Origin of the sequence: Flavobacterium tistrianum, from assembly GCF_003254545.1 — a bacterium.
Taxonomy (GTDB): Bacteria; Bacteroidota; Bacteroidia; order Flavobacteriales; family Flavobacteriaceae; genus Flavobacterium; species Flavobacterium tistrianum.
The window spans coordinates 49,891-73,034 of sequence record NZ_QJRH01000058.1 but is presented as its reverse complement, the minus strand read 5'-3'; the positions used below and the strand labels follow the sequence as shown (position 1 = coordinate 73,034).

The 23,144-nt window shown below is 33.5% G+C and carries 24 protein-coding genes; 23 read left to right on the top strand and 1 reads right to left on the bottom strand.

All coding sequences use genetic code 11. The features are described 5' to 3' along the window. Positions 1 to 69: 69 nt before the first annotated feature. Positions 70 to 660, bottom strand: coding sequence for an HD domain-containing protein (locus tag DMB71_RS02575; RefSeq protein ID WP_111363397.1), 591 nt, complete (start codon positions 658 to 660; stop codon positions 70 to 72). Between the two features lie 203 nt (positions 661 to 863). On the opposite strand from DMB71_RS02575, the gene DMB71_RS02570 reads away from it, so the two are divergent. From DMB71_RS02570 to DMB71_RS02460, 23 genes are all read left to right on the top strand, one after another. Further along, positions 864 to 2,279 (top strand): MBL fold metallo-hydrolase, encoded by a 1,416-nt coding sequence (locus DMB71_RS02570; RefSeq protein WP_111363395.1) that lies wholly within the window; start codon positions 864 to 866, stop codon positions 2,277 to 2,279. 90 nt (positions 2,280 to 2,369) lie between these two features. Next, on the top strand, positions 2,370 to 2,939 hold the full coding sequence (locus DMB71_RS02565) for a YeeE/YedE family protein (protein ID WP_111363393.1): 570 nt from the start codon (positions 2,370 to 2,372) through the stop codon (positions 2,937 to 2,939). Between the two features lie 10 nt (positions 2,940 to 2,949). Then, positions 2,950 to 3,426, top strand: coding sequence for a DUF6691 family protein (locus DMB71_RS02560; RefSeq protein WP_111363391.1), 477 nt, complete (start codon positions 2,950 to 2,952; stop codon positions 3,424 to 3,426). 3 nt (positions 3,427 to 3,429) lie between these two features. Beyond that, positions 3,430 to 3,948, top strand: coding sequence for a GNAT family N-acetyltransferase (locus DMB71_RS02555; protein WP_111363389.1), 519 nt, complete (start codon positions 3,430 to 3,432; stop codon positions 3,946 to 3,948). Positions 3,949 to 4,133: 185 nt separating this feature from the next. Continuing rightward, the gene (locus DMB71_RS02550) at positions 4,134 to 5,711 is read left to right on the top strand and encodes a glycerol-3-phosphate dehydrogenase/oxidase (protein ID WP_111363447.1); all 1,578 of its coding nucleotides are present in this window, start codon (positions 4,134 to 4,136) and stop codon (positions 5,709 to 5,711) included. A gap of 290 nt (positions 5,712 to 6,001) precedes the next feature. Then, positions 6,002 to 6,460 carry a MarR family winged helix-turn-helix transcriptional regulator gene (locus DMB71_RS02545; protein WP_111363387.1) on the top strand — a complete coding sequence of 153 codons (459 nt, stop codon included), beginning with the start codon at positions 6,002 to 6,004 and terminating at the stop codon, positions 6,458 to 6,460. Between the two features lie 13 nt (positions 6,461 to 6,473). After that, complete coding sequence (locus DMB71_RS02540; protein ID WP_111363385.1) at positions 6,474 to 7,106, top strand: NAD(P)H-dependent oxidoreductase; 633 nt, start codon at positions 6,474 to 6,476, stop codon at positions 7,104 to 7,106. Positions 7,107 to 7,143: 37 nt separating this feature from the next. Continuing rightward, positions 7,144 to 7,710: a YceI family protein gene (locus DMB71_RS02535; RefSeq protein WP_111363383.1), complete on the top strand. Its 567-nt coding sequence runs from the start codon at positions 7,144 to 7,146 to the stop codon at positions 7,708 to 7,710. Between the two features lie 206 nt (positions 7,711 to 7,916). After that, positions 7,917 to 9,197: a hypothetical protein gene (locus DMB71_RS02530; protein WP_111363381.1), complete on the top strand. Its 1,281-nt coding sequence runs from the start codon at positions 7,917 to 7,919 to the stop codon at positions 9,195 to 9,197. Positions 9,198 to 9,496: 299 nt separating this feature from the next. Continuing rightward, complete coding sequence (locus tag DMB71_RS02525; RefSeq protein WP_111363379.1) at positions 9,497 to 10,897, top strand: anthranilate synthase component I family protein; 1,401 nt, start codon at positions 9,497 to 9,499, stop codon at positions 10,895 to 10,897. Positions 10,898 to 11,046: 149 nt separating this feature from the next. After that, positions 11,047 to 11,490: a hypothetical protein gene (locus DMB71_RS02520; protein ID WP_111363377.1), complete on the top strand. Its 444-nt coding sequence runs from the start codon at positions 11,047 to 11,049 to the stop codon at positions 11,488 to 11,490. Positions 11,491 to 11,579: 89 nt separating this feature from the next. Next, positions 11,580 to 12,146 carry an anthranilate synthase component II gene (locus tag DMB71_RS02515; RefSeq protein ID WP_111363375.1) on the top strand — a complete coding sequence of 189 codons (567 nt, stop codon included), beginning with the start codon at positions 11,580 to 11,582 and terminating at the stop codon, positions 12,144 to 12,146. A 121-nt stretch (positions 12,147 to 12,267) separates the two neighbouring features. Beyond that, positions 12,268 to 13,959 carry a right-handed parallel beta-helix repeat-containing protein gene (locus tag DMB71_RS02510; RefSeq protein ID WP_111363373.1) on the top strand — a complete coding sequence of 564 codons (1,692 nt, stop codon included), beginning with the start codon at positions 12,268 to 12,270 and terminating at the stop codon, positions 13,957 to 13,959. A 39-nt stretch (positions 13,960 to 13,998) separates the two neighbouring features. Further along, positions 13,999 to 14,994, top strand: a complete 996-nt coding sequence (gene trpD / locus DMB71_RS02505) for an anthranilate phosphoribosyltransferase (protein ID WP_111363371.1) — start codon at positions 13,999 to 14,001, stop codon at positions 14,992 to 14,994. 79 nt (positions 14,995 to 15,073) lie between these two features. Continuing rightward, the gene (trpC, locus tag DMB71_RS02500) at positions 15,074 to 15,859 is read left to right on the top strand and encodes an indole-3-glycerol phosphate synthase TrpC (protein ID WP_111363369.1); all 786 of its coding nucleotides are present in this window, start codon (positions 15,074 to 15,076) and stop codon (positions 15,857 to 15,859) included. Positions 15,860 to 15,997: 138 nt separating this feature from the next. Continuing rightward, complete coding sequence (locus DMB71_RS02495; protein WP_111363445.1) at positions 15,998 to 16,630, top strand: phosphoribosylanthranilate isomerase; 633 nt, start codon at positions 15,998 to 16,000, stop codon at positions 16,628 to 16,630. An 11-nt stretch (positions 16,631 to 16,641) separates the two neighbouring features. Then, complete coding sequence (trpB, locus tag DMB71_RS02490; protein WP_111363367.1) at positions 16,642 to 17,823, top strand: tryptophan synthase subunit beta; 1,182 nt, start codon at positions 16,642 to 16,644, stop codon at positions 17,821 to 17,823. A gap of 55 nt (positions 17,824 to 17,878) precedes the next feature. Then, positions 17,879 to 18,199, top strand: coding sequence for a gamma-glutamylcyclotransferase family protein (locus tag DMB71_RS02485; protein WP_111363365.1), 321 nt, complete (start codon positions 17,879 to 17,881; stop codon positions 18,197 to 18,199). A gap of 8 nt (positions 18,200 to 18,207) precedes the next feature. Further along, positions 18,208 to 18,945 carry a carbon-nitrogen hydrolase family protein gene (locus tag DMB71_RS02480; RefSeq protein ID WP_111363363.1) on the top strand — a complete coding sequence of 246 codons (738 nt, stop codon included), beginning with the start codon at positions 18,208 to 18,210 and terminating at the stop codon, positions 18,943 to 18,945. 102 nt (positions 18,946 to 19,047) lie between these two features. Further along, entirely contained in the window at positions 19,048 to 19,809 is a 762-nt protein-coding gene (gene trpA / locus DMB71_RS02475; protein ID WP_111363361.1) for a tryptophan synthase subunit alpha, read from the top strand. A 301-nt stretch (positions 19,810 to 20,110) separates the two neighbouring features. Further along, positions 20,111 to 20,740 (top strand): TetR/AcrR family transcriptional regulator, encoded by a 630-nt coding sequence (locus DMB71_RS02470; RefSeq protein ID WP_111363359.1) that lies wholly within the window; start codon positions 20,111 to 20,113, stop codon positions 20,738 to 20,740. Then, complete coding sequence (locus DMB71_RS02465; protein ID WP_111363357.1) at positions 20,730 to 22,049, top strand: TolC family protein; 1,320 nt, start codon at positions 20,730 to 20,732, stop codon at positions 22,047 to 22,049. The genes DMB71_RS02470 and DMB71_RS02465 overlap by 11 nt, the downstream gene beginning before the upstream one ends. 12 nt (positions 22,050 to 22,061) lie before the next feature. Further along, positions 22,062 to 23,141, top strand: coding sequence for an HlyD family secretion protein (locus DMB71_RS02460; protein ID WP_111363355.1), 1,080 nt, complete (start codon positions 22,062 to 22,064; stop codon positions 23,139 to 23,141). Positions 23,142 to 23,144: the final 3 nt, after the last annotated feature.

The following is a 23,144-nucleotide window of genomic DNA, read 5'->3' as shown; positions in this document are numbered from 1 at the left end:
ATATCCGATACGTTTCCTGCGGTTGAAACCGCAGGCTATGTTTGATTTTGATTGCGTGGTTATTATTGGTTATTTCTCTAAAATCCCTTTTTCAACACTCTCATTAATCAAGCCTTCAGCATAATTCCATATTGATTTTGAGCCTTCCTTGATAACGCTTTTCTTCTCGTAAACTTTATCATATTTCACTCCAAACTCTTTCCAAGTTCCACCATTGTTTGAGGTGTTTTGCAATAAAGGTTCAAGTCTGTCCATAGATTTTGCAAATTTGGCTTCGTTGGTTTCTCCTGCTTCAAATTCTTCCCAAATGGAAATAAATTCTTCTTTTTGTTTTTCAGGAAGTAAACCAAAGATTCTGTTTGCTGCTAGACGTTCTTCATCTGTGTTCGAATGATTTTTTACTGTATCGTAAATAAATACATCTCCCGCATCAATTTCAACGATATCGTGTATCAAAACCATTTTTACGACTTTCAAAACATCAATCGGTTCGTTGGAATGTTCTGCTAAAACAATTGCCATTAAAGCCAAATGCCAGCTGTGTTCTGCATCATTTTCGCATCGGTCGCTGTTGAATAATTTTGTTTTGCGCTGAATGTATTTTACCTTATCAATTTCTTTTATAAAAGCAATTTGATCCAATAAGTCCTTTGTGTTCATTTTCTTTTTTGTTTTGAAATGACATTCGTCATATGCAAAATTAAAGCTTAAAGCGTAATTGCTCAACTTAAAATTAATTTATCTCAGACCTTATGGCAAAATCGATATTATTTTACACAAAAACCTAATTTCTGTAACATTAGTCACCTATTTTTTTAAAAAACAAAGTTACCTTTGTATCCCATCATTTTACAATACCTATCATGAAAATAGAACAAATTTACACCGGATGCCTCGCTCAAGGTGCATATTATATCACTTCAAATGGCGAAGCGGCCATTATTGATCCACTTAGAGAAATTCAGCCTTATCTGGATCGTTTAGAGCGCGACGGAGTGAAATTGAAATATATTTTTGAAACCCATTTTCACGCTGATTTCGTTTCTGGACATGTTGATTTAAGCAAAGAAACTGGAGCTCCAATCGTTTACGGACCAAATGCTGCCTGCGAATTTGACTGCATTTCTGCAAAAGACGGACAGGAATTTAAAATCGGAAAAGTGACCATTAAAGTTTTGCACACTCCTGGACATACTATGGAGAGCACAACTTTTTTACTTATCGATGAAAGCGGAAAAGATCACGCGATTTTCTCTGGAGATACTTTATTTATTGGAGATGTGGGGCGTCCTGACTTGGCTCAAAAAGCGGCTGGAATGACACAAGATCAATTGGCTGGAATTTTATTTCATTCGTTAAGAGATAAAATCATGACTTTGGCTGATGACGTAATCGTTTATCCAGCGCACGGTGCAGGAAGCGCCTGCGGAAAAAACATGAGCAAAGAAACGGTTTCGACTATTGGAAACCAAAAAGCAACCAATTATGCTTTGCGTGCCAATATGACCGAAGAAGAGTTTATCAAAGAAGTTACCGATGGTTTATTGCCTCCTCCTGCTTATTTCAGCATGAACGTGGCTATGAACAAAGGCGGTTACGAAAGCTTTGAAACGGTTCTAAACAATGGAATGAGAGCTATCAACGTAAAAGATTTTGAAGCGGTTGCAGAAGAAACTGGCGCTTTAATTCTAGATACAAGAAGCGCAACTGATTTCAGCAAAGGATTTATTCCGCAGTCTATCAATATTGGAATCAACGGCGATTTTGCTCCGTGGGTTGGAACTTTAATTGCCGATGTAAAACAGCCAATTATATTGGTTACCGCTACTGGTATGGAAGAAGAAACCGTTACTCGTTTAAGCCGTGTTGGTTTTGATACCATTATCGGACACCTGGAAGGCGGTTTTGAAGCTTGGCAAAATGCAGGTTTCGAAATTGATACTGTTAACAGAATTACTGCCGAACAATTTGCAAACGAGTTTAAATTCGGAGAAGATAAAGTTGTTGATATTCGTAAAGAAACAGAATACGCAGCAGAGCATATTGACGATGCTTACAGCAAACCTCTGGCTTACATTAATGATTGGGTAAAAGACATTAACCCAAATGAACATTTTTATCTGCATTGCGCTGGCGGTTACAGAAGTATGATTGCGGCTTCTATTCTCCAAGCAAGAGGTTTCAGAAATTTCTCTGAAGTTGAAGGCGGTTTTGGAGCAATTTCTAAAACTAATGTGCCAAAATCGGATTTCGTTTGCCAAAGCAAAACATTAAAATAAATTTTTAAGGTACAGAGATACAAAGGTACAAAGCGACAAAGCTTTTTCCTTTGCGACTCTGCCCCTTTGAACCTTTGAACCTAAAAAAAAATGAGTTTATTAGAAATAATAAGAGAACCATGGCCTTGGTACGTTGCAGGCCCTTTGATTGGATTAACTGTTCCAATTTTATTAATTATCGGAAATAAATCTTTCGGGATTAGTTCTTCGCTTCGTCATATTTGTGCGGCTTGCATTCCTGCAAATATTTCATTTTTTAAATACGATTGGAAAAAAGAAAGCTGGAATTTATTCTTCGTTCTTGGAATATTTTTCGGAGGTTTTATTGCTGCTCATTTTCTTTCGAATCCAAATCCTGTGGAAATTGCTCCTGAATTATCAGAGAAATTAGCCACTTACGGAATCACAGATCATAGTGGATTAGTTCCTGCACAATTATTTTCTTGGGAAAGCTTATTAACACTTCGCGGATTTATCATGATTGTGGTTGGAGGATTTTTAGTTGGCTTCGGAACTCGTTACGCTGGCGGATGCACAAGCGGACACGCGATTATGGGATTATCAAATTTACAATGGCCTTCATTGGTAGCCACAATCTGCTTTATGATTGGTGGTTTTGTAATGGCGCTTTTGATTTTACCTTATATTCTTTCACTTTAAAATTTCAAAAATGAGTTTAGAAAATAAAAATATAGACGGCGAAGGAATCAACGCAAGCCAGAAAAAAGAAACTGCTTTAGCAAACCTAAAATATTTGATCGTTGGAATCTTTTTCGGAATTGTATTCGTAAAAGCAGAAATTATCAGCTGGTTTCGTATTCAAGAAATGTTCAATTTGGAATCATTTCACATGTATGGCGTAATTGGATGCGCTGTTGCAGTTGGATTAATATCGGTACAATTGATTAAAAAATTCAACATTAAAACCCTTGATGGCGAAAAAATCGAAATTCAGCCCAAGACATTCAACAAAGGACAAATTTATGGTGGATTATTATTCGGTTTTGGATGGGCCATTACAGGAGCTTGCCCAGGTCCGCTTTTCGCTCAAATTGGTACAGGAGCTACAGTAATTGTAGTAACTTTGGTTAGTGCCATTGCTGGAACTTGGGTTTATGGTTTGATTAAAGATAAATTGCCTCATTAAAAAATGAATACAACAGAAAAGCTATCTCTAAGAAAAGCAAATCTTTCAGAAATACCTCAAATTTGGGAAATCCTACAAGATGCCATCGAACAAAGACGATTAGACGGAAGCTCACAATGGCAAGATGGATATCCGAACGAACTTTCTATTAAAAGCGATATCGAAAATGGTTACGGATATGTTTTTACAGAAGACGAATCGATTCTGGCTTATGCAGCTATTATTTTTGACAAAGAGCCTGCTTACGAAAACATCGAAGGCAAATGGCTTACCGATGGCGATTATACCGTTGTGCATCGTGTAGCAGTTTCAAAATTGGCAAAAGGAAAAGGTATTGCAACCAAGCTATTTGAGAGCATTGAAGGTTTATCTGTCGAAAATAAAATTTACAGTATAAAAGTAGACACAAACTTCGATAATACTCCGATGTTGAAAATTTTAGACAGATTAAAATATACGTATTGCGGAGAAGTCTATTTTAGAGGCTCTGCAAGAAAAGCATTTGAAAAACGATTGATATAAATATACAATCCGTAAAATTGATAACCCGACAGATTTTAAAAAACTGTCGGGTTTGTTTTTGTTTCAAGTTTCAGGTTTAAAGTTGCCTACCGAAAACCTGAAACTTGAAACCTGAAACTTTTTCTTCATCAATTTTTAATTTCATTTCGTTAAGTTTGCTTTTAACAAAAAGTCCCGTAAAATATATGAACCGCTCCGAGCAATTAAACAAACTACAAAATACCGAAAAATGGGATGTAATAATAATTGGCGGAGGTGCGAGCGGTCTCGGAACAGCTGTTGATGCCGCAAGCCGTGGTTACAAAACCATTTTATTCGAAGCTGTAGATTTTGCAAAAGGAACTTCAAGCAGAAGCACCAAACTGGTTCATGGCGGTGTGCGTTATTTGGCGCAAGGAGATGTACATTTAGTTCGAGAAGCATTAAAAGAACGAGGTTTATTAGCGCAAAACGCTGCTCATTTAGTCAAAAATCAGTCTTTTGTAATTCCGAATTACCATTTACTGAGCGGTTATTTTTATACGATCGGATTAAAAATTTATGATCTTTTATCGGGTTTTTTAAGTTTAGGAAGTTCTAAATATCTTTCAAAAAAGAAAACTATTGAGATGCTTCCAAACGTGGAGGAAAAAGGTTTGGTCAATGGCGTTATTTATCATGACGGTCAATTTGATGATTCTCGTCTGGCTATTAATCTTGCTCAAACAGCTGTAGAAAACGGAGCTTGTCTTTTAAATTATATAAAGGTTACCAATTTATTAAAAGATAACAAAAACCAAATTATTGGCGTTCAGATTCAAGATCAGGAAAGTGGAATTAAATATGACATAAAAGGTGCTGCTGTAATAAATGCGACAGGAGTTTTTACAAACGCCATCATGAAATTAAATGATAAAGTTTATAAAAAATATATTGTGCCAAGTCAGGGAATTCATTTGGTTCTTGATAAATCATTTCTTCCAGGCGAAAATGCTTTAATGATTCCGAAAACAAAAGATGGAAGAGTTTTATTCGCAGTTCCGTGGCATAACCGAATTGTAGTTGGAACTACCGATACTTTAATAAAGAAACAAAGTTTAGAACCTATTGCTTTAGAAAGCGAAATTCAATTTGTTTTAGAAACCGCACAAAGATTCTTGACAAAAAAGCCTCAAAGAAAAGATGTACTATCTGTTTTTGCGGGATTACGTCCGTTGGCTGCACCGAAAGAAGAAGGCAAAAGTACCAAAGAAGTTTCTAGAAGCCATAAAATTATAGTTTCTGAAACAGGTCTTATTACTATTACGGGAGGAAAATGGACAACCTACAGAAAAATTGCCGAAGATATTATAGACAAGGCAATCAAAATGGGTAAATTAGAAAAGAAAGTTTGCGCAACAGAACATCTTTCTATTCATGGAAACCGGCCTACTACTTCTTTAGACAGAGAAAATCACCTTTATATATATGGTACCGATATTCCGAAAATAATTGAATTACAGGAAAACGAACCTGAATTAAAAGAAAAACTGCATCCCAATCATGAATTTACAATAGCAGAAGTTGTTTGGGCAATCCGTTACGAAATGGCACGAACTGTAGACGATATTTTAGCAAGACGAGTTCGTTTATTATTCTTAGATGCCAGAGCTGCGATTGAAGTTTCGGAGAAAACAGCAAAAGTAATTGCAAAAGAATTGGGACATGATGAAGCTTGGATAAACTCAGAAATTACCAATTTTAGACAAATTGCAAAAGGTTTTCTACTGTCAGAATTCCGATAAATTGCAAAAACAGTTGATTATGAGAATATTTGCGGTTAAAGTTATCTTACAAAAAATCAATCGCTAAATATTTCCAAATTAAAAATCATCTTGATATTAAAAAATAATTAATTAACAACATATCAATACATTACAACCAAAAATTATTTTAATTTTATTGTCTAAAAAATTATTCTTTGCGTTCTTGCAGAATACGCTTTTATTCATATTAACAAAAAATTAACACAACACTTGTATATACAACTATTAAAAGTTATACATTTGTATATACAAATTATACACTTACGACTATGACAATTGAAGAGGTTATTAAGAGTACGGTTAAGATGGATAATGCGAAAAAAGTTATTCTGAATATCATGTACACGCAAAATGTGATTCAGGATCATTTCAACGAGTTGATCAAACCGTATGATTTATCTGGAGAACAGTATAATGTGTTGCGTATATTAAGAGGACAAAAAGGAAAACCTGCTAATATGTGCGTGATACAGGAGCGAATGCTTGCTAAAACGAGCAACACAACACGTTTGGTAGACAAATTATTATTAAAGGATTTTGTTACGCGAAATGTCTGTCCTGATAATCGAAGAAAAATTGAAGTTTCGATTACGCAAAAAGGATTGGATATTTTAAAAGAATTAGATCCGAAAGTAGATGAACATGAACAAACGTTTGCAAACAATTTAAAACCAGAAGAATTAGTTTTCTTAAATCAATTATTAGAAAAATATAGAACCAACAAATAAAATAATAAAAACTATGAGCAATTTCTTAGAAAATCAAAATTGGAGATACGCAACTAAACAGTTTGATGCTTCAAAAAAGATATCTGATGCAGATTTAAATACATTAAAAGAAGCCGTTAGATTAAGCGCTTCTTCATACGGATTACAACCTTATAAAGTCGTTATTGTTGAAAATCCAGAATTAAGAGAAAAATTAAAAGGTGCAGCTTGGGGACAAACTCAAATTACAGATGCTTCTCACCTATTTATTTTTGCAAACGACTTAAGCCTTGATGCTGGTTCTGTTGACAAATACATCAGTAATATCAGCGAAGTAAGAGGTGTTCCAGTTGATGCTTTAGGAGGATTCAGCGATATGATGAAAAATGTAATTTCAAATTTATCTGAAGATGCAAAACACATTTGGACTGCAAAACAAACGTATTTAGCTTTAGGAAACTTATTAAATGCAGCTGCAGAATTAAAAATTGATGCTACTCCTATGGAAGGTTTCAATGCTGCTCAATTTAATGAAATCTTAGGTTTCGATAAATTAGGTCTAAATGCTTCAGTTATTGCAACTGTAGGTTACAGACATGATGATGACAAATCTCAGCACCAGAAAAAAGTTAGAAAATCACACGAGGAATTATTTATCACTATATAATTATTTATTAATCAAATTCAAATTTAATTTTAAAAACATGAAAAATTTAAAAACTATTGCAATAGCATTATTCGTAGCAGCAGCTGGAATCTCAGTAAACGCTCAAACTAAAAAAATCGACGTAAAAGCATCTACTATTAAATGGGTAGGTAAAAAAGTAACTGGAGAGCACTCTGGAACTGTAAACTTTAAAGATGGAGCTGTTATTTTCAAAGGAAAAAAATTAGCTGGTGGTAACTTTACAGTTGACATGACTTCATTAACTTCTACAGATTTAACTGGAGAATACCAAGGAAAATTAAACGGTCACTTAAAAGCTGACGATTTCTTCGGAACTGACAAATTCCCAACTTCAAAATTAGTTTTCAAAACTATCGGTGCAAAATCTGCTGACGTTTACACGGTAACTGCAGACTTAACTATCAAAGGAATTACTAAACCAGTAACTTTTGATCTTACTGTAAAAGGAAACACTGCTACAACTGCTTTCAAAGTTGACAGAACTAAATATGATATTAAATACGGTTCAGGTAGCTTCTTCGACGGTTTAGGAGATAAAACTATCAACGACGAATTTGAATTAGCTGTAGCTTTAAAATTCTAATATTTCAAGCTTACTAATTCAGAAATATAATAAACCCCAGCAGTTTTATACTGTTGGGGTTTATTCTTTTATAAGCTTTTCACAAACTTAACATTCTTAATACTATAGTAACTCTTTCATAATAAGCATCAAGGCTTTGATTAACATACAGCTTCTATTTTTGGAACAATTAAAAAAATCAAAAACTAGAAATTAAAATCATAGTTATGAAAACAAAACTACGTATTGCAGGTATAATCTTCATTATCAGCTTTTTCGTACAGGCTCAGCAACAACCAAAAGGAATCATTGGTTCTACAAACTGGATGACTAACTGGACAAACTTTAAACCTGCTGTTAATGACTATAGTGAAGCAACCAATATAATTGCCGGAACAATTGATAAGGATACACGATTAATAAAACGTAATATTTATCATTTGGTTGGCGTTGTATATGTTACAAATAATGCAACTTTGACTATCGAACCAGGAACTGTTATTAGAGGCGATGATAAAACCTGCGGAACTCTTGTAATTACGAACGGATCGAAAATTGTAGCTGAAGGACTAGAAACTGACCCAATTGTTTTTACATCTGAAAATGAAATAAACAACAGAAAACCAGGTGACTGGGGCGGAATTATTATTTTAGGAAAAGCTCCGATAAATTCTTTAGGAGGAATTCACACTTTACCTTTCGATTTAGATCCAACTTTAAATCATTACGGAGGACAAGATTCAGAAGATAATTCAGGAATCATGAAATACGTGAGAATCGAATATGCCGGTAGAAAATTAAGTGCTTCAAAAGAATTAAACGGCCTTTCTCTTGCTGGTGTTGGAAGAAAAACAACTATCAGTCATGTTCAAATCAGTTATTCAAATGATGATTCTTTTGAATGTTATGGTGGAGATTTAAATCTGAGCAACTTAGTTTCGTATAGAACAACCGACGATGATTTTGATTTTACACAAGGTGCTCAAATTAATATTTCGAATAGTATTGCAATTCGCCATCCGTTTTCTTCAGATATTTCAGGTTCAAGATGTTTTGAGGTAGATTCGTACGAGAAGATTGCTTCTACAGACATGACCAAAAAAATGACCAAAATTAATGCTAGCAACATCACTTTGGTTAATTTAGAAGAAAACAATCAAGGTTTGGTGAGAGAATCTGCTTATATTAAAGAAAATACTTTCTTCAACTTAACTAATAGTGTAGTTTCTGGATTTGCTCCATTTGTTTTATTGGAAGGAAATATCGGAAACGGTGAAGCCAATTTGTCTAAAATTACTTTTAAAAATGTTGTCGCAAATAATTGTACAGGTGAAATTGAAAGCGAATCTGGAAGCAATATTCCAGGTATAAAAAGCTATTATGGCAATCCTATTTACGGAATAGAATATACAAAAATGAAACTTAACGAGCTGTTTGCGCTTCCAAACATCAAAGGAAATCCAGATTTTAGATTAAATGTAAACAACACGGTAGCAAGTGGAAATTAAGGAGTTATAGAAACATTCGAAATCAAAATTTAACAAAATTCGCAAATTCGAAAAGATTTTTTTCAAATTTTATATACTTTAATTAAAATTACATTTATATCTTTGTCACATCAAAATAAAGAAATGAGAACAATTTTAAACAATACTTGGTGGTGGAGCAATTTACGTCAGACGTCGTGAACGAAGCTTCCTATGGTATTGTAAGAAATATAAAAATATAAAGGGCTTGTCATCACGACAAGCCCTTTTTTTTGATCAAAACCGAACATAAAGTTAACAACACATAAAAACTATATATTTTGAAACCTTTTATTCTTAATACGCATTACAAACAAATTCTGGCAGATACGGTTACGCCAGTAAGCATTTATTTCAAAATCAGAGATAAATTCCCAAACAGCTTATTGTTGGAAAGTAGTGATTACCACGGAAATGACAACAGTTTCTCTTACATCTGCTGCAATCCTATTGCAACTATAAAAATCGAAAATGAAGTTATCTCTAAAACTTTTCCTAATGGAACTTCAGAAAAAATCGCTATTGATGCTTCGACAAATATTCCTCAGGTAATTCAGGAATTTTCAAGTCAGTTTCAATCAGAAAAAAATGATTTTAAGTTCATCAATAACGGGTTATTCGGATACATTTCTTATGATGCCGTTCGTTACTTCGAAAAAGTTTCTATTGCAAAAAAAGACAACACCACTTCAATTCCAGATGTTTTTTATGCTGTTTATCAAAACATTATTGCAATCAATCACTTCAAAAACGAAGCTTATATATTTTGCCACAGCGTTGACAATAAAAACAATATTGCAGAAATCGAACAATTGCTGCAATCTAGAAATATTGCTTCTTATAAATTCTCTAAAGAAGGAGAAGGTTTCTCTAACTTAACTGATGAAGAATTTAAAGCAAATGTAGCTTTAGCCAAAAAACATTGTTACCGCGGAGATGTTTTTCAACTAGTTCTTTCTCGCCGATTTACACAAGGTTTCAAAGGAGATGAATTTAATGTTTACAGAGCTTTAAGAAGCATCAACCCTTCTCCATATTTATTCTTTTTCGATTATGGTGATTTTAAAATATTTGGTTCTTCACCAGAAGCTCAAATCATTGTAAAAAACAGAAAAGCTGAAATTCACCCAATCGCTGGAACTTTCAAAAGAACTGGAAATGATGAACGTGATGCACTTTTAGCAAAAGAGCTTTCTGAAGATAAAAAAGAAAACAGCGAACACGTTATGCTAGTAGATTTAGCAAGAAATGATTTAAGCCGAAACGGACATGATGTAAATGTTGAAAAATACAGAGAAGTTCAGTTCTTCTCTCACGTAATTCACTTAGTTTCAAAAGTTACGGGACATTTACACGATAAAGCAACAACCATGCAAGTCGTAGCGGATACTTTTCCTGCAGGAACTTTAAGCGGCGCACCAAAACACAGAGCGATGCAATTGATTGAAGAATGCGAAAAAACAAACCGTAACTTCTACGGAGGCGCAATTGGTGTTATGGATTTTGATGGAAACTTTAATCACGCGATTATGATTCGAACTTTCCTTTCTAAAAATCATCAATTGCACTGTCAAGCAGGAGCTGGAATTGTGGCAAGCTCTGATGAAGAAAGCGAAATGCAGGAAGTTTACAATAAATTAAGAGCATTAAATACAGCCTTAGAAATGGCTGAAAATATTTAATTTTTGTTTCAGGTTTTCTTTGTTTAAAGTTTCAAGTTGTTGGAACTTGAAACGTGAAACATGAAACATGAAACATGAAACATGAAACATGAAACATGAAACATGAAACATGAAACTTAAAAACAATTAACAACAAACTATAAAAACCTATGAAAAAAGCAGTATCAATTTTAGTTTTAATCATTACCCTGACTTCTTGTAATTCAGAAAAAAAACAAAATCCGATTGAAGGAACCTGGCGTCTTATATCAGCAGAAACGACTGAGAAAGATTCCACTTTTTCAACTTTCAATTCAAAAACAAAAATGATTAAAATTATTAACGATACACATTTTGCTTTTTTTAATCATGATTTAAAACACGGAAAAGATACAACAGCAGCATTGTTCTTTGGCGGAGGCGGAAAATATACTTTAAAAGATAGTATTTATACAGAACATTTAGAGTTTTTCAACAACCGCGATTGGGAAGACAACAAATTTGAATTTGTAGTGAAAGTTCAAAATGACACCTTAATTCAAAAAGGAATAGAAAAAGTAGAAAAATTAGGAGTAGATCGTGTTATCGTAGAAAAATACGTTCGAGAAAAATAAAAAAATTGGTTGCCAGTCTCAGTCTCAGTTTTCAGCAAAAAAACTTAGTAACTCAGAACCTTAGCAACTTAGCAACTTAAAAAAAAAAAATGAAAAAGATTTTAGTTATAGACAATTACGATAGTTTCACTTACAACTTGGTGCACTATTTAGAAGATTTAAATTGCGAAGTTACTGTTTACAGAAACGACGAATTTGATATTGATGAAATTGCAAGTTTCGAAAAAATATTGCTTTCACCAGGACCTGGAATTCCAGATGAAGCAGGTTTATTAAAAGCAGTAATCGAAAAATACAGTCCGACAAAAAGCATACTTGGGGTTTGTTTAGGACAGCAGGCAATTGGAGAAGTTTTTGGAGGAACGCTTTCAAACCTTAACAAAGTGTATCACGGCGTTGCAACAAATGTAAAAACTTTAGTAGACGACGAAATTTTGTTTGAAGGTTTAGGAAACGAATTTGAGGTTGGGAGATACCATTCTTGGGTTGTTGACAGCAATTTACCCGAAGATTTAGAAGCGACTTCGGTAGATGAAAACGGACAAATTATGTCTTTACGTCACAAAAATTATGATGTGAGGGGTGTTCAATTTCACCCAGAAAGCGTTTTAACGCCAAACGGAAAAAGGATTTTAGAGAATTGGATTAACAGTTAATAGCAAACTTTTTAAATAGAAATTCAGTTACCCAAATTAATCCAAATATTATATTTTTACTTACAAGGATTAACTAACGTCAAAATATTATCCTTGTAAGTAATTAATTTAATTAAAACCTATGAAAAAAATTCTACTTCTTTTAACTCTTCTTGTTTCTGCTTCATCATTCGCAGCCGATGTAACTGGTAAAGTCCTTTTAGACAATACTGCAACTTATGAAAATTGCACTGTAACCTTTACACCAGTTTCACCAAGTGCAGTTTTAGCTCAGACAACATCTCAATCGGATGGAAGTTTTACTGCTAATATTGCAAACGGTGTTTACAACATTAAATATGAAAAAAATGGCTATCAAACTTATGAGCTATTAAATTACTTTATAAATGATACTGTGATTTTAAACGATGTTACTTTATCCTCAAATAATTTAGTTCTAGTAAATGGCAACGTTAGCGGATCATGGACAAAAGGCAATACTTATAGAATTACGGGAAATATAATTGTTCCTGCCGGACAAACTTTAACTATTGAAGAGGGCGTAGAAGTAAAGTTTGATGGATATTATTCCTTAATTGTAAATGGTACTTTATTAGCAAATGGCACTACTGGTAAATATATTAAATTCACATCAAACAGTACTTCTCCAACCAATAAAGACTGGAATCAAATAGTAATAAATGGTATTTCAAAAATGGATTATTGTATTATAGAATATGGAAAAGCAAAAAATGACGATAATATCGGCCTTATAAATGTTACTGGAAACTTGACTATTACTAATAGTATCATTAAAAATTCAGAACAAAGCGCTATAAGTATCCGAAATGCAGGCATCGTAAAAGTTGAAAAAAATAAAATATATGATTGCGCATATGGTTTTTCTGTTTACACAACAGGTATTGTGACTATAGAAGATAACGAGATTTTTAACCATTCAATAATTGGTATAAACATACATGTAAGTTCACCGCAATCAGTTTTTAAAAATAATATTGTGTATAATTGTGTATTTGACGCTATACAAGTCCAAGGAACTTACAAAATAGAACGTAATATTGTTTTTAACTCTGGAGTTGGAATTAATGTTGTTTACTCAATGCCAAATATTGTCAATAATACAATATTTTCTAACAAGTATGGTATTAGCATATATGACAATCCATCAATAGTAACAAAACCTAGTATTAATTCCAATATTATAATGGATAACTCATACTATGGTATTTACTCAACCGGAGTTCATAAACCTGAACTAGTTTCTTATAATTTATTTTATAACAATCGTTTGGGCAATGGAAATAATAATTTACCTGTGGGTGTTGGAACAATAATAACAATAAACAAAAATAATACCCCAGCAGACGCATATTACAACATTTTTGTAAGTCCAGAATTTGAATCAATTATACTAACAGAAAATACTTTTTGCACTTTAAAAAGCAATTCTCCAGCTGTTAATGCAGGTGATCCATCAATAGCTATTTCAAATGGAACAATAGTTGATATTGGAGCAAAAGAATTAGGTGGAAATTTATCTACTGGAGAATTTACAAATGCTAAACTAATGGGTATAAAAGTTTTTCCTAATCCAACAACAGATTTCTTGTATTTTGAAGCTAATCAAAATCAAACATTTGATTCAATTAAGTTTTTTGATGTAAATGGAAAAACTGTTGATCAAATAAAATTCACCAATTCTGTCTCTGATTATCAATGGAAAGTTGCTCCGCATTTAACAAAAGGAGTGTACTTATTTGCAATTATGAATGGTAATACTATAATCGATTCGGGAAAGTTTATTAAAAAATAAAACAATTCCATTAAATGGAATTTATCATAGATATTAAAAATGAAAACTATATTAAACAAATTAATCAACCACGAAGTGCTTTCTAAAGAAGAAGCAAAACAAGTATTGATTAATATTTCAAGCGGTCAATATAATCCAAGTCAGATTTCGGCATTTTTGACTGTTTTTATGATGCGTAGCATAACGATTGATGAACTTTCTGGCTTTCGCGAAGCGTTATTAGATCTTTGCATTCGTGTCGATTTATCAGCTTACAATACAATCGATTTATGCGGAACGGGAGGTGACGGAAAAGACACTTTCAATATTTCGACTTTAGCTTCTTTTGTATCAGCTGGAGCAGGGATAAAAGTGGCAAAACATGGGAATTATGGCGTTTCTTCTATTTCTGGATCAAGCAACGTAATGGAAAAAATGGGAATTAAATTCAGTAACGATCCTTCATTTTTAGAAAAATGTATAGATCAGGCCGGAATCTGCGTTTTGCATGCTCCCCTATTTCACCCAGCTATGAAAAATGTTGGGCCAATCAGAAAAGAGTTGGCTGTAAAAACCTTTTTCAATATGTTGGGGCCGATGGTAAATCCGTCATTCCCACAAAATCAATTGGTTGGAGTTTTCAACTTAGAATTGGCAAGAATGTACGCTTATCTATACCAAAATACCGATGTTAATTTTACTATTCTACATTCGCTTGACGGATATGATGAAATTTCATTAACTGGTCCGACAAAAACAATTTCTAACCATATGGAAGGAATGTTAAATCCAGAAGATTTTGGCGTTCATCTTTTATCTCAAACCGAAATCGAAGGCGGAAAAACTATCGAAGAATCTGCTGAAATCTTTACGAATATCATTTCTGGAAAAGGAAACGAAGCTCAAAATAATGTGGTTTGTGCTAACGCAGCAATGGCAATTTCAACAGTTACAAAATGCTCTCCAAAAGAAGGATTTGAACTGGCTAAAGAAAGTTTATTATCAGGAAAAGGACTTCAAGCGTTAAAAAAATTGCAAGAATTAAGTAAAAATTAGTTTCATGTTTCATGTTTCATGTTTCAAGTTGTTGGGACGTGAAACTAAAAAGACTTGAAACTTGAAACAAATCAAGACAATGAACATTTTAGATAAAATAATAATAGACAAAAAAAGAGAAGTTGTTCTAAAGAAATCGATTATTCCAGTTTCTCAATTGGAAGCTTCTGTGTTTTTTGGAAAACAGACGATTTCTCTTAGTCAGAAATTAAAAGAAAGCAATTCTGGAATTATTGCAGAACACAAACGTCGCTCTCCCTCAAAATCAATTATCAACAATAATTTTACTGTTGAAGAAGTAGTAAAAGGTTATGAAAATGCAGGCGCTTGCGGAATTTCAGTTTTAACTGATGGAAAATATTTCGGCGGATCTTTAGACGATTTACTTCTGGCAAGAGCTTCAGTAAATATTCCGCTTTTGCGAAAAGAATTTATTGTAGACGAATACCAAATCCTTGAGGCAAAAGCACACGGAGCCGATTTGATTCTTTTGATTGCTGCAGTTTTAACCCGCGAAGAAATTAAATCTTTATCTGAATTTGCACAGAAATTAGGTTTAGAAGTTCTATTGGAAGTTCATAATCAGGAAGAACTAGAAAAATCGATTATGCCGACTTTAGATATGATTGGCGTGAACAACAGAAACCTAAAAACTTTCGAAGTAAGTTTAGATTTTAGTAAAGAATTAGCATCACAAATTCCAAATGATTTTGTAAAAGTTTCTGAAAGCGGTATTTCATCTATTGAAGCTATCCAAGAATTAAAACCATATGGCTATAAAGGTTTCTTAATTGGAGAAAACTTCATGAAAACTGATAATGCTGGACAAGCAGCAACGGATTTTATTAAAAATCTGGGCGTTTAAAAAATAGCCACGAATTCACGAATGATTGTAAATTAAATTCGTGAATTCGTGGCGGAAAAACTTTGCGAACTTTTTAGCATTTTACACAATACAAAACAAAAAACCTTAGCGCACTTTGCGGTAAAAAAACACAACGAAATGAAACTCAAAATATGCGGTATGAAATATCCTGAAAATATTCTCGAAGTAGGCGCGCTTTTGCCTGACTATATGGGGTTTATTTTCTGGGAAAAATCCGCGCGATATTTTAACGGAACAATTCCTGAACTTATAAAAACAGTCAAAAAAGTAGGTGTTTTTGTAGATCAAAGTCAGGAAGAAATTCTGGAAAAAGTCGCAAAATACAATTTACAAGCCGTTCAATTACACGGAAATGAATCCGTCGAATTTTTATCAGAACTAAAAGAACAATTACCTAAAAAGGTCGAAATCATAAAAGTTTTTTCTGCCGATGAAAATTTTGATTTTGAAGTTATAAAACCTTTTGAACCTGTCAGCGATTATTTTTTGTTTGACACAAAAGGAAAATTGCCTGGCGGAAACGGAACAACTTTCGACTGGAGTATTTTAAAAAAATATAATTCGAAAAAGCCTTTCTTTTTAAGCGGAGGCATCGGAATGAAGGAATTAAAAGCCATTGAAGAAATTTCAAAAACCAATTTACCGATCTACGCTGTCGATGTAAATAGTAAATTTGAAATTGAACCAGGGCTAAAAAACAGAAATTTATTTAGCAATTTCAAACGCAAATTTGATGTTGCCAACTTTTAAAATTTAAAAAAATGAGTTTTAACGTTAACGAAAAAGGATATTACGGAGAATTTGGAGGAGCTTATATTCCAGAAATGTTATATCCAAATGTAGAAGAATTACGTCAAAAGTATTTAAGTATAATGGACGAACCTGATTTTAAAGCTGAGTTCAATCAATTGCTAAAAGATTACGTTGGACGCCCTAGTCCATTGTATTTTGCAAAACGTTTATCTGAAAAATACAACACTAAAGTTTATCTAAAAAGAGAAGACCTAAACCATACCGGCGCGCATAAAGTAAACAATACAATCGGACAGATTTTATTAGCGAAACGTCTGGGCAAAAAAAGAATTATTGCCGAAACTGGAGCTGGTCAGCATGGTGTTGCAACTGCAACAGTTTGCGCTTTGATGGGAATTGAATGCATCGTTTATATGGGCGAAATTGACATTGCACGTCAGGCACCAAACGTTGCTCGTATGAAAATGTTAGGCGCAGAAGTTCGTCCAGCGCTTTCAGGTTCACGCACTTTAAAAGATGCCACAAACGAAGCAATTAGAGATTGGATTAATAATCCTGTTGATACGCATTACATTATAGGATCTGCAATTGGACCGCATCCTTATCCTGATATGGTAACTCGTTTTCAGAGCATTATTTCAGAAGAAATCAAATGGCAATTAAAAGAAAAAGAAGGACGCGAAAACCCTGATTACGTTGTGGCTTGTATCGGCGGAGGAAGTAATGCTGCTGGAACATACTATCACTTTTTGCATGAGCCAGAAGTTGGAATTATTGCGGTTGAAGCTGCAGGAAAAGGTGTTGATAGCGGTCACAGTGCTGCAACGAGTAAATTAGGAAAAGTTGGAGTTATCCATGGCTGTAAAACACTTTTAATGCAAACTCCTGACGGACAAATTACAGAACCTTATTCTATTTCAGCAGGTTTAGATTATCCGGGAGTTGGTCCATTGCATGCTCATCTAGCGCAAACCGGACGTGGTGAATTTTTCTCTGTAACTGATGATGATGCTATGAACGCTGGTCTGCAATTGACAAAACTAGAAGGAATTATTCCTGCGATCGAAAGCGCTCACGCTTTTGCAGTTTTGGATCAAAAGAAATTCAAGCCTGAAGATATTGTAGTGATTAGCCTTTCTGGACGTGGCGATAAAGATTTAGATAATTACATTGATTACTTTAAATTGTAATAAAAGTATTAATTTGCACGTCTCTAATCGCAACTATTAACGAGAAAATATAATTATGGAAAAGTTATTCTCATACGGAACATTAAGATCGAAACAAATTCAGATGCAGATTTTTAAAAAAGTACTAGTTGGAACTCCAGATCAACTTCTGGGTTATAAGCTAAAAAGTTTGCAAATCGAAGAAGAATTCGGAATGGCAGATTATGTGGTTGCAATTGCAAGTGAAAACGCGGAAGAAAATATACATGGTGTTGTCTTTAATGTTACCAGTGCAGATTTAGCAAAAGTCGATTTATTTGAATCTAATTCGTACCGAAGAGTTCAGGTTAAACTGCAATCTGGAACAGTTGCTTGGGTTTATACCGAAAACAAATAATTGAAAAAATGATTTTAGCGGCCGCACAAACAAAACCAAAACGTGGAAATATTGCTTCAAATTTATTAGACCATTATAGGCTTATTGAATTGGCGGCACAAAATGGAGCTCAATTGATCGCTTTTCCTGAAATGTCCATTACTGGATATGAAAGAGAAAATGCTTTGGAAATGGCTTTCGCCGAAGATGATTATAGAATAGACCATTTGAAAGATTTAGCAACTGACAATAATATTGTCATTATTGCTGGTGCTCCAATTTTAATTGAAAATCAATTGTTTATTGGCGAATATATTATTGCACCCAACGATTTGGTTTCTATTTATACAAAGCAGTTTTTGCATGAGGGTGAAGATGGATTTTTCCAGTCTTCGTTTGATAATAATCCGATGGTTACGATTGAAAATCAAAATATTGCTTTTGCGATTTGTGCTGATATTGATAATCCGAAACATCCTGAAAATGCTGCAAAAAATAACGCTGACATTTATGTTGCCAGCATTTTCTTTTCGCCAAACGGGATTCCGAATGCGTACCGAGATTTACAGAATTATGCCGAAAAACACAAGATGAATGTTTTGATGTCTAATTTCAGCGGTGAATCTTGGGGTTCACCTTCGGCTGGACAAAGTGCTTTTTGGAATACTAAAGGCGAATTAGTTGCCCAAATGAATGACTCAGACTCTGGATTATTGATTGTTGAAAAACAAAATGATAATTGGATAAGTAAAATCATAAAAGTTTAAGTTCCTGCAAGGTTTTCAAAGCCTTGTAGGCATTATTAAATTACATAAAATAAGAAAACCTACAAGGTTTTAAAAACCTTGCAGGAGAAAAACATACTAAAAATGAACAGAATAACTCAAAAATTACAAGAAGATAAAAAGATCCTTTCGATCTATTTTTCTGCAGGTTACCCTAACTTAAATGATACTGTGCAGATTATTCAGGATTTAAAAAAAAACGGCGTTGATTTAATCGAAATCGGACTTCCTTTTAGCGATCCTTTGGCTGATGGACCAACCATTCAAGCGAGTTCTACACAGGCGCTTCATAACGGAATGACAACTCAAATTCTTTTCGATCAGCTGAAAAACATCCGCGAAAGCGTGAAAATTCCATTGATAATTATGGGATATTTTAATCCGATGCTACAATATGGCGTTGAAGCTTTCTGCCAAAAATGTGCTGAAATCGGGATTGATGGTTTAATTATTCCAGATCTTCCTGTTGATGTTTATGCTGACGAATACAAAGCAATTTTCGAAAAATACGGTTTGATCAATGTTTTCCTGATTACGCCTCAAACTTCAGACGAACGTATTCGTTTTATTGACAGCGTTTCCAACGGATTTATTTATATGGTAAGTTCTGCAAGTGTTACGGGATCACAATCTGGTTTTGGAGATATTCAAGAAAGTTATTTTGAAAGAATCGCTAATCTAAATTTGAAAAACCCTCAAATTGTTGGTTTCGGAATTTCGAATAAAGAAACTTTCAATCAAGCTACTAAATATTCTAAAGGTGCAATTATTGGAAGTGCTTTCATTAAACATTTAAGCGAAAGCGGAAGTGGGAAAATTGAAGAATTTGTTGGAAGGATTCGATAATTTAGCAAAATAAACACACCGTTTGTCATTCTGAGGAACGAAGAATCACACTCGTAACTCGACAAAGATTGACGAAATAGATTGCGGAATTTCTAGTGTGATTCTTCGTTCCTCAGAATGACAAAAAAACGTACTAAAGCTGAAATACTAAAGTGTTTCAGCTTTTTTATTTTAACTAATTAAAGAACAAATTAACATAAATTATCGAAAACGCTTTATGTTAATATTATGTTAAAACAAAATTAAACAAGCGTTTAAATTAAACAAGTGTTTAATTTTGCATCCGATTAGAAGCAATACCATGTCACACATCGAATTGAACGATAAAAAAATTCAGATTCTTAATGTTGCAGAAAGGCTTTTTTCTGAGAAAGGATTTGAGGGTACATCGATACGGGATATCTCCAAAGAGGCCAAAATTAACATTGCCATGGTCTCTTATTATTTTGGGTCAAAAGAAAGACTTCTAGAAGCTCTTATTTTTCACAAAACTGTTGATTTAAAACTACAACTCGAAAATTTATTACAAGAAGAAATCGAACCTCTTGAAAAAGTCAATAAATTAATCGAAATTTACATCAACAGAATTTGCCTTAACAAAGGGATTTACAGGGTTTTACATTTTGAACTTTATAACAAAAAGAGAGAAAAAAGCCTTCAAGCTTTTACTGAACTTAAAAAAGGAAATTTAAAATCGGTTGAAAGCATTATCAAACAAGGTCAAGCCCAAGGAGTTTTTAGAAAAGATGTTAATATCCAACTTATTACGCCTACGATTATCGGAACCTTTTTTCACTTTCACATGAATCGCTCTTTCTTCGAAGAATTATTTGATTTAAAAACAGAAGAAATGTTTAACAATTACATTAAAAACGATCTTACAAAGCACATTCAACAAACTATAAAAGCGCTACTTGTTTATGAAAATTAGTCAATTAATGCTCTTTGGAGTTTTCTTCATCGGAATATCTTCAATAGAAGCACAAGAAAAAACAAGTTTAACCTTGGGCGAGGCCGTGCAAATGGCTTGGGAAAAGAGTAACGAAGTTACGCTTGCCAATACTAAGGTAAACACAAAAAAATACGAATTAAAAACCGTAAAAAACAATCAATACCCAGATCTTAAGATTTCTGGTCAATATCAGCGTCTTACAAAAGCATCGATTGATATGCCTAATCAAGGCGAAAGTGCTTCACTGGCTTCTCCAGACCGCGCAATGCTTGGAATGGCTAATTTAAGTCTTCCTATTTTTGCTGGATTTAAAATTCAAAACAGCATTGATGCCTATGAAGGAATGTACGAAGCGGAAACTGCCAATGCTGCAAAAACTAAAGAAGATGTTGCTTTAAAAGCAATTACTTATTACACAGCACTGTACAAGGCTCAAAAAACTTTAGATGTTTTAAACGAAAATCAAAAAAGCGCAAAACAGCGTGTTACTGATTTTACAGAGTTGGAGAAAAACGGAATTATTCCGAGAAATGATTTATTAAAAGCGCAATTATTAGTTTCTAAAACGCAATTATCTATTGATGAAGCTAATAATAATATTAATAACATCAATTACTACTTAACGACTTTGCTTAAATTAGACCCGAATGTAAAAATTGAGGTAAACGAACAAGATTTCTTTAATCTAAAAACAAGCAATTCTATAACATCTGATGCTGTTGCACTTGAAAGCAGAAAAGATTTAGAAGCAATAAGATTGCAAAGCAAAGCTTCTGAAGCTAATGTCAAAATTGCAAAAGCAGCATATTATCCTTCTGTTTCACTTTTAGGTGGCTATACTGCATTTGACTTAAAAGACATTGTAACTGTAAAATATGCGATGAACTTTGGAATCGGATTATCTTACGATTTATCTGGAATTTTAAAAAATAATGTTCACGTAAAAGAAGCAGAAAGCAGAGCTTTGGAAGTAAAAAATACCGAAGCAATTATGACAGACCGCATTAAAGTAGAGGTTCAAAAATCTATTGAAGATTATGACCTAGCAATTAATCAAAGTGTGGTTTATGAAGAAGCATTACAGCAAGCAGCAGAAAACTACAGATTAGTAAAAGATAAATTTGACAATGGTTTATCTGACACTAATGATTTGGTAGAAGCAGATGTAGAGCATTTAAATGCCAAAATTCAAACTGCTTTATCTAAAGCAACCATTATTCAAAAATATTACGAATTACTTTCAGTATCAGGACAATTATCACAATCATTCAATCTTTCTAAAATATAATCGATAGCTCTCATGGAAAAGAAAAAAACAAATAAAAAATTCATCATAATACTTGCAGTTCTGATTTTAGGAGGCGGAACTTACGGAATATCTAAATACCTGCACGGTCAAGCTCACGAAGAAACAGATGATGCTCAGATCGAAAAAAGAATGAACCCGATTATCCCTAGAGTTTCAGGATATATCAGCAAAGTTTATGTGAAAGATAATGATTATGTAAAAAAAGGAGATACTTTATTTACTATCGATAAGAGAGATTATCAATTAAAGATTGATGAAGCTAATGCAGCATTATTGGGAGCTGAAGGTCAATTTGAAGCAGCAAAAGCAGATATTGGAAGTGCTTACGCAAGCATCTCTGTTTCTGATGCACAAATGAAATCTGCAAGCGGTTCTATCGAAAGTGCAAAAATTAGATTGAGACAGCTTACAAACGATTATAACCGTTACAATAACTTGTACAAAACGCATACTATTACAAAACAACAGTATGAGCAGGCTTTGACAGCAAAAGAAGAAGCTGAAAATCAGGTACGTGTTTTAGAGCAACAGCAAAAAGCTAGTTCTTACCAAAAATCGGTTATTCAATCAAAATCTAAAGTTTCTGATAAACAGACAGAAGTTGCTGCTGCAAATATCAAAAAAGCAAAAACAATGCTTGATGTGGCTCACTTAAACCTTTCTTATACTGTAGTTACTGCTGCAATTGACGGTCAGGTTTCTAAAGTTGATATTCAGCCAGGACAATTGGTTCAGCCAGGACAATCTTTATTCTATATTATCAATAATAATGAGGCTTGGGTTGTAGCTAACTTTAAAGAAACACAATTGAACAAAATGGTTGTGGGACAAAAAGTGAGTTTAAAAGTTGATGCTTATCCAAACTATGAGTTTAAAGGAACAGTATCTTCTTTCTCTCCTGCAACAGGATCTCGTTTTTCATTATTGCCTCCTGATAACGCAACAGGAAACTTCGTAAAAACAATTCAGAGATTACCAGTAAAAATTACCATAGACGAATCTAACGATCCTGAAAAAGTGAAACTTTTAAGACCAGGTATGAACGTTGACGTAGATGTACATTTGAAATAAGAT

What these genes read in the sequence shown, in the direction of transcription:
- trpC (WP_111363369.1), top strand. Translation starts at nt 15,074, where the DNA reads ATGAACATTTTAGATAAAATAATAATAGACAAAAAAAGAGAAGTTGTT.
- DMB71_RS02530 (WP_111363381.1), top strand. Translation starts at nt 7,917, where the DNA reads ATGAAAACAAAACTACGTATTGCAGGTATAATCTTCATTATCAGCTTT.
- DMB71_RS02550 (WP_111363447.1), top strand. Translation starts at nt 4,134, where the DNA reads ATGAACCGCTCCGAGCAATTAAACAAACTACAAAATACCGAAAAATGG.
- DMB71_RS02555 (WP_111363389.1), top strand. Translation starts at nt 3,430, where the DNA reads ATGAATACAACAGAAAAGCTATCTCTAAGAAAAGCAAATCTTTCAGAA.
- DMB71_RS02470 (WP_111363359.1), top strand. Translation starts at nt 20,111, where the DNA reads ATGTCACACATCGAATTGAACGATAAAAAAATTCAGATTCTTAATGTT.
- DMB71_RS02535 (WP_111363383.1), top strand. Translation starts at nt 7,144, where the DNA reads ATGAAAAATTTAAAAACTATTGCAATAGCATTATTCGTAGCAGCAGCT.
- DMB71_RS02570 (WP_111363395.1), top strand. Translation starts at nt 864, where the DNA reads ATGAAAATAGAACAAATTTACACCGGATGCCTCGCTCAAGGTGCATAT.
- DMB71_RS02460 (WP_111363355.1), top strand. Translation starts at nt 22,062, where the DNA reads ATGGAAAAGAAAAAAACAAATAAAAAATTCATCATAATACTTGCAGTT.
- DMB71_RS02545 (WP_111363387.1), top strand. Translation starts at nt 6,002, where the DNA reads ATGACAATTGAAGAGGTTATTAAGAGTACGGTTAAGATGGATAATGCG.
- trpB (WP_111363367.1), top strand. Translation starts at nt 16,642, where the DNA reads ATGAGTTTTAACGTTAACGAAAAAGGATATTACGGAGAATTTGGAGGA.
- DMB71_RS02560 (WP_111363391.1), top strand. Translation starts at nt 2,950, where the DNA reads ATGAGTTTAGAAAATAAAAATATAGACGGCGAAGGAATCAACGCAAGC.
- trpA (WP_111363361.1), top strand. Translation starts at nt 19,048, where the DNA reads ATGAACAGAATAACTCAAAAATTACAAGAAGATAAAAAGATCCTTTCG.
- DMB71_RS02520 (WP_111363377.1), top strand. Translation starts at nt 11,047, where the DNA reads ATGAAAAAAGCAGTATCAATTTTAGTTTTAATCATTACCCTGACTTCT.
- DMB71_RS02510 (WP_111363373.1), top strand. Translation starts at nt 12,268, where the DNA reads ATGAAAAAAATTCTACTTCTTTTAACTCTTCTTGTTTCTGCTTCATCA.
- DMB71_RS02515 (WP_111363375.1), top strand. Translation starts at nt 11,580, where the DNA reads ATGAAAAAGATTTTAGTTATAGACAATTACGATAGTTTCACTTACAAC.
- trpD (WP_111363371.1), top strand. Translation starts at nt 13,999, where the DNA reads ATGAAAACTATATTAAACAAATTAATCAACCACGAAGTGCTTTCTAAA.
- DMB71_RS02485 (WP_111363365.1), top strand. Translation starts at nt 17,879, where the DNA reads ATGGAAAAGTTATTCTCATACGGAACATTAAGATCGAAACAAATTCAG.
- DMB71_RS02575 (WP_111363397.1), bottom strand. Translation starts at nt 660, where the DNA reads ATGAACACAAAGGACTTATTGGATCAAATTGCTTTTATAAAAGAAATT.
- DMB71_RS02565 (WP_111363393.1), top strand. Translation starts at nt 2,370, where the DNA reads ATGAGTTTATTAGAAATAATAAGAGAACCATGGCCTTGGTACGTTGCA.
- DMB71_RS02540 (WP_111363385.1), top strand. Translation starts at nt 6,474, where the DNA reads ATGAGCAATTTCTTAGAAAATCAAAATTGGAGATACGCAACTAAACAG.
- DMB71_RS02495 (WP_111363445.1), top strand. Translation starts at nt 15,998, where the DNA reads ATGAAACTCAAAATATGCGGTATGAAATATCCTGAAAATATTCTCGAA.
- DMB71_RS02480 (WP_111363363.1), top strand. Translation starts at nt 18,208, where the DNA reads ATGATTTTAGCGGCCGCACAAACAAAACCAAAACGTGGAAATATTGCT.
- DMB71_RS02465 (WP_111363357.1), top strand. Translation starts at nt 20,730, where the DNA reads ATGAAAATTAGTCAATTAATGCTCTTTGGAGTTTTCTTCATCGGAATA.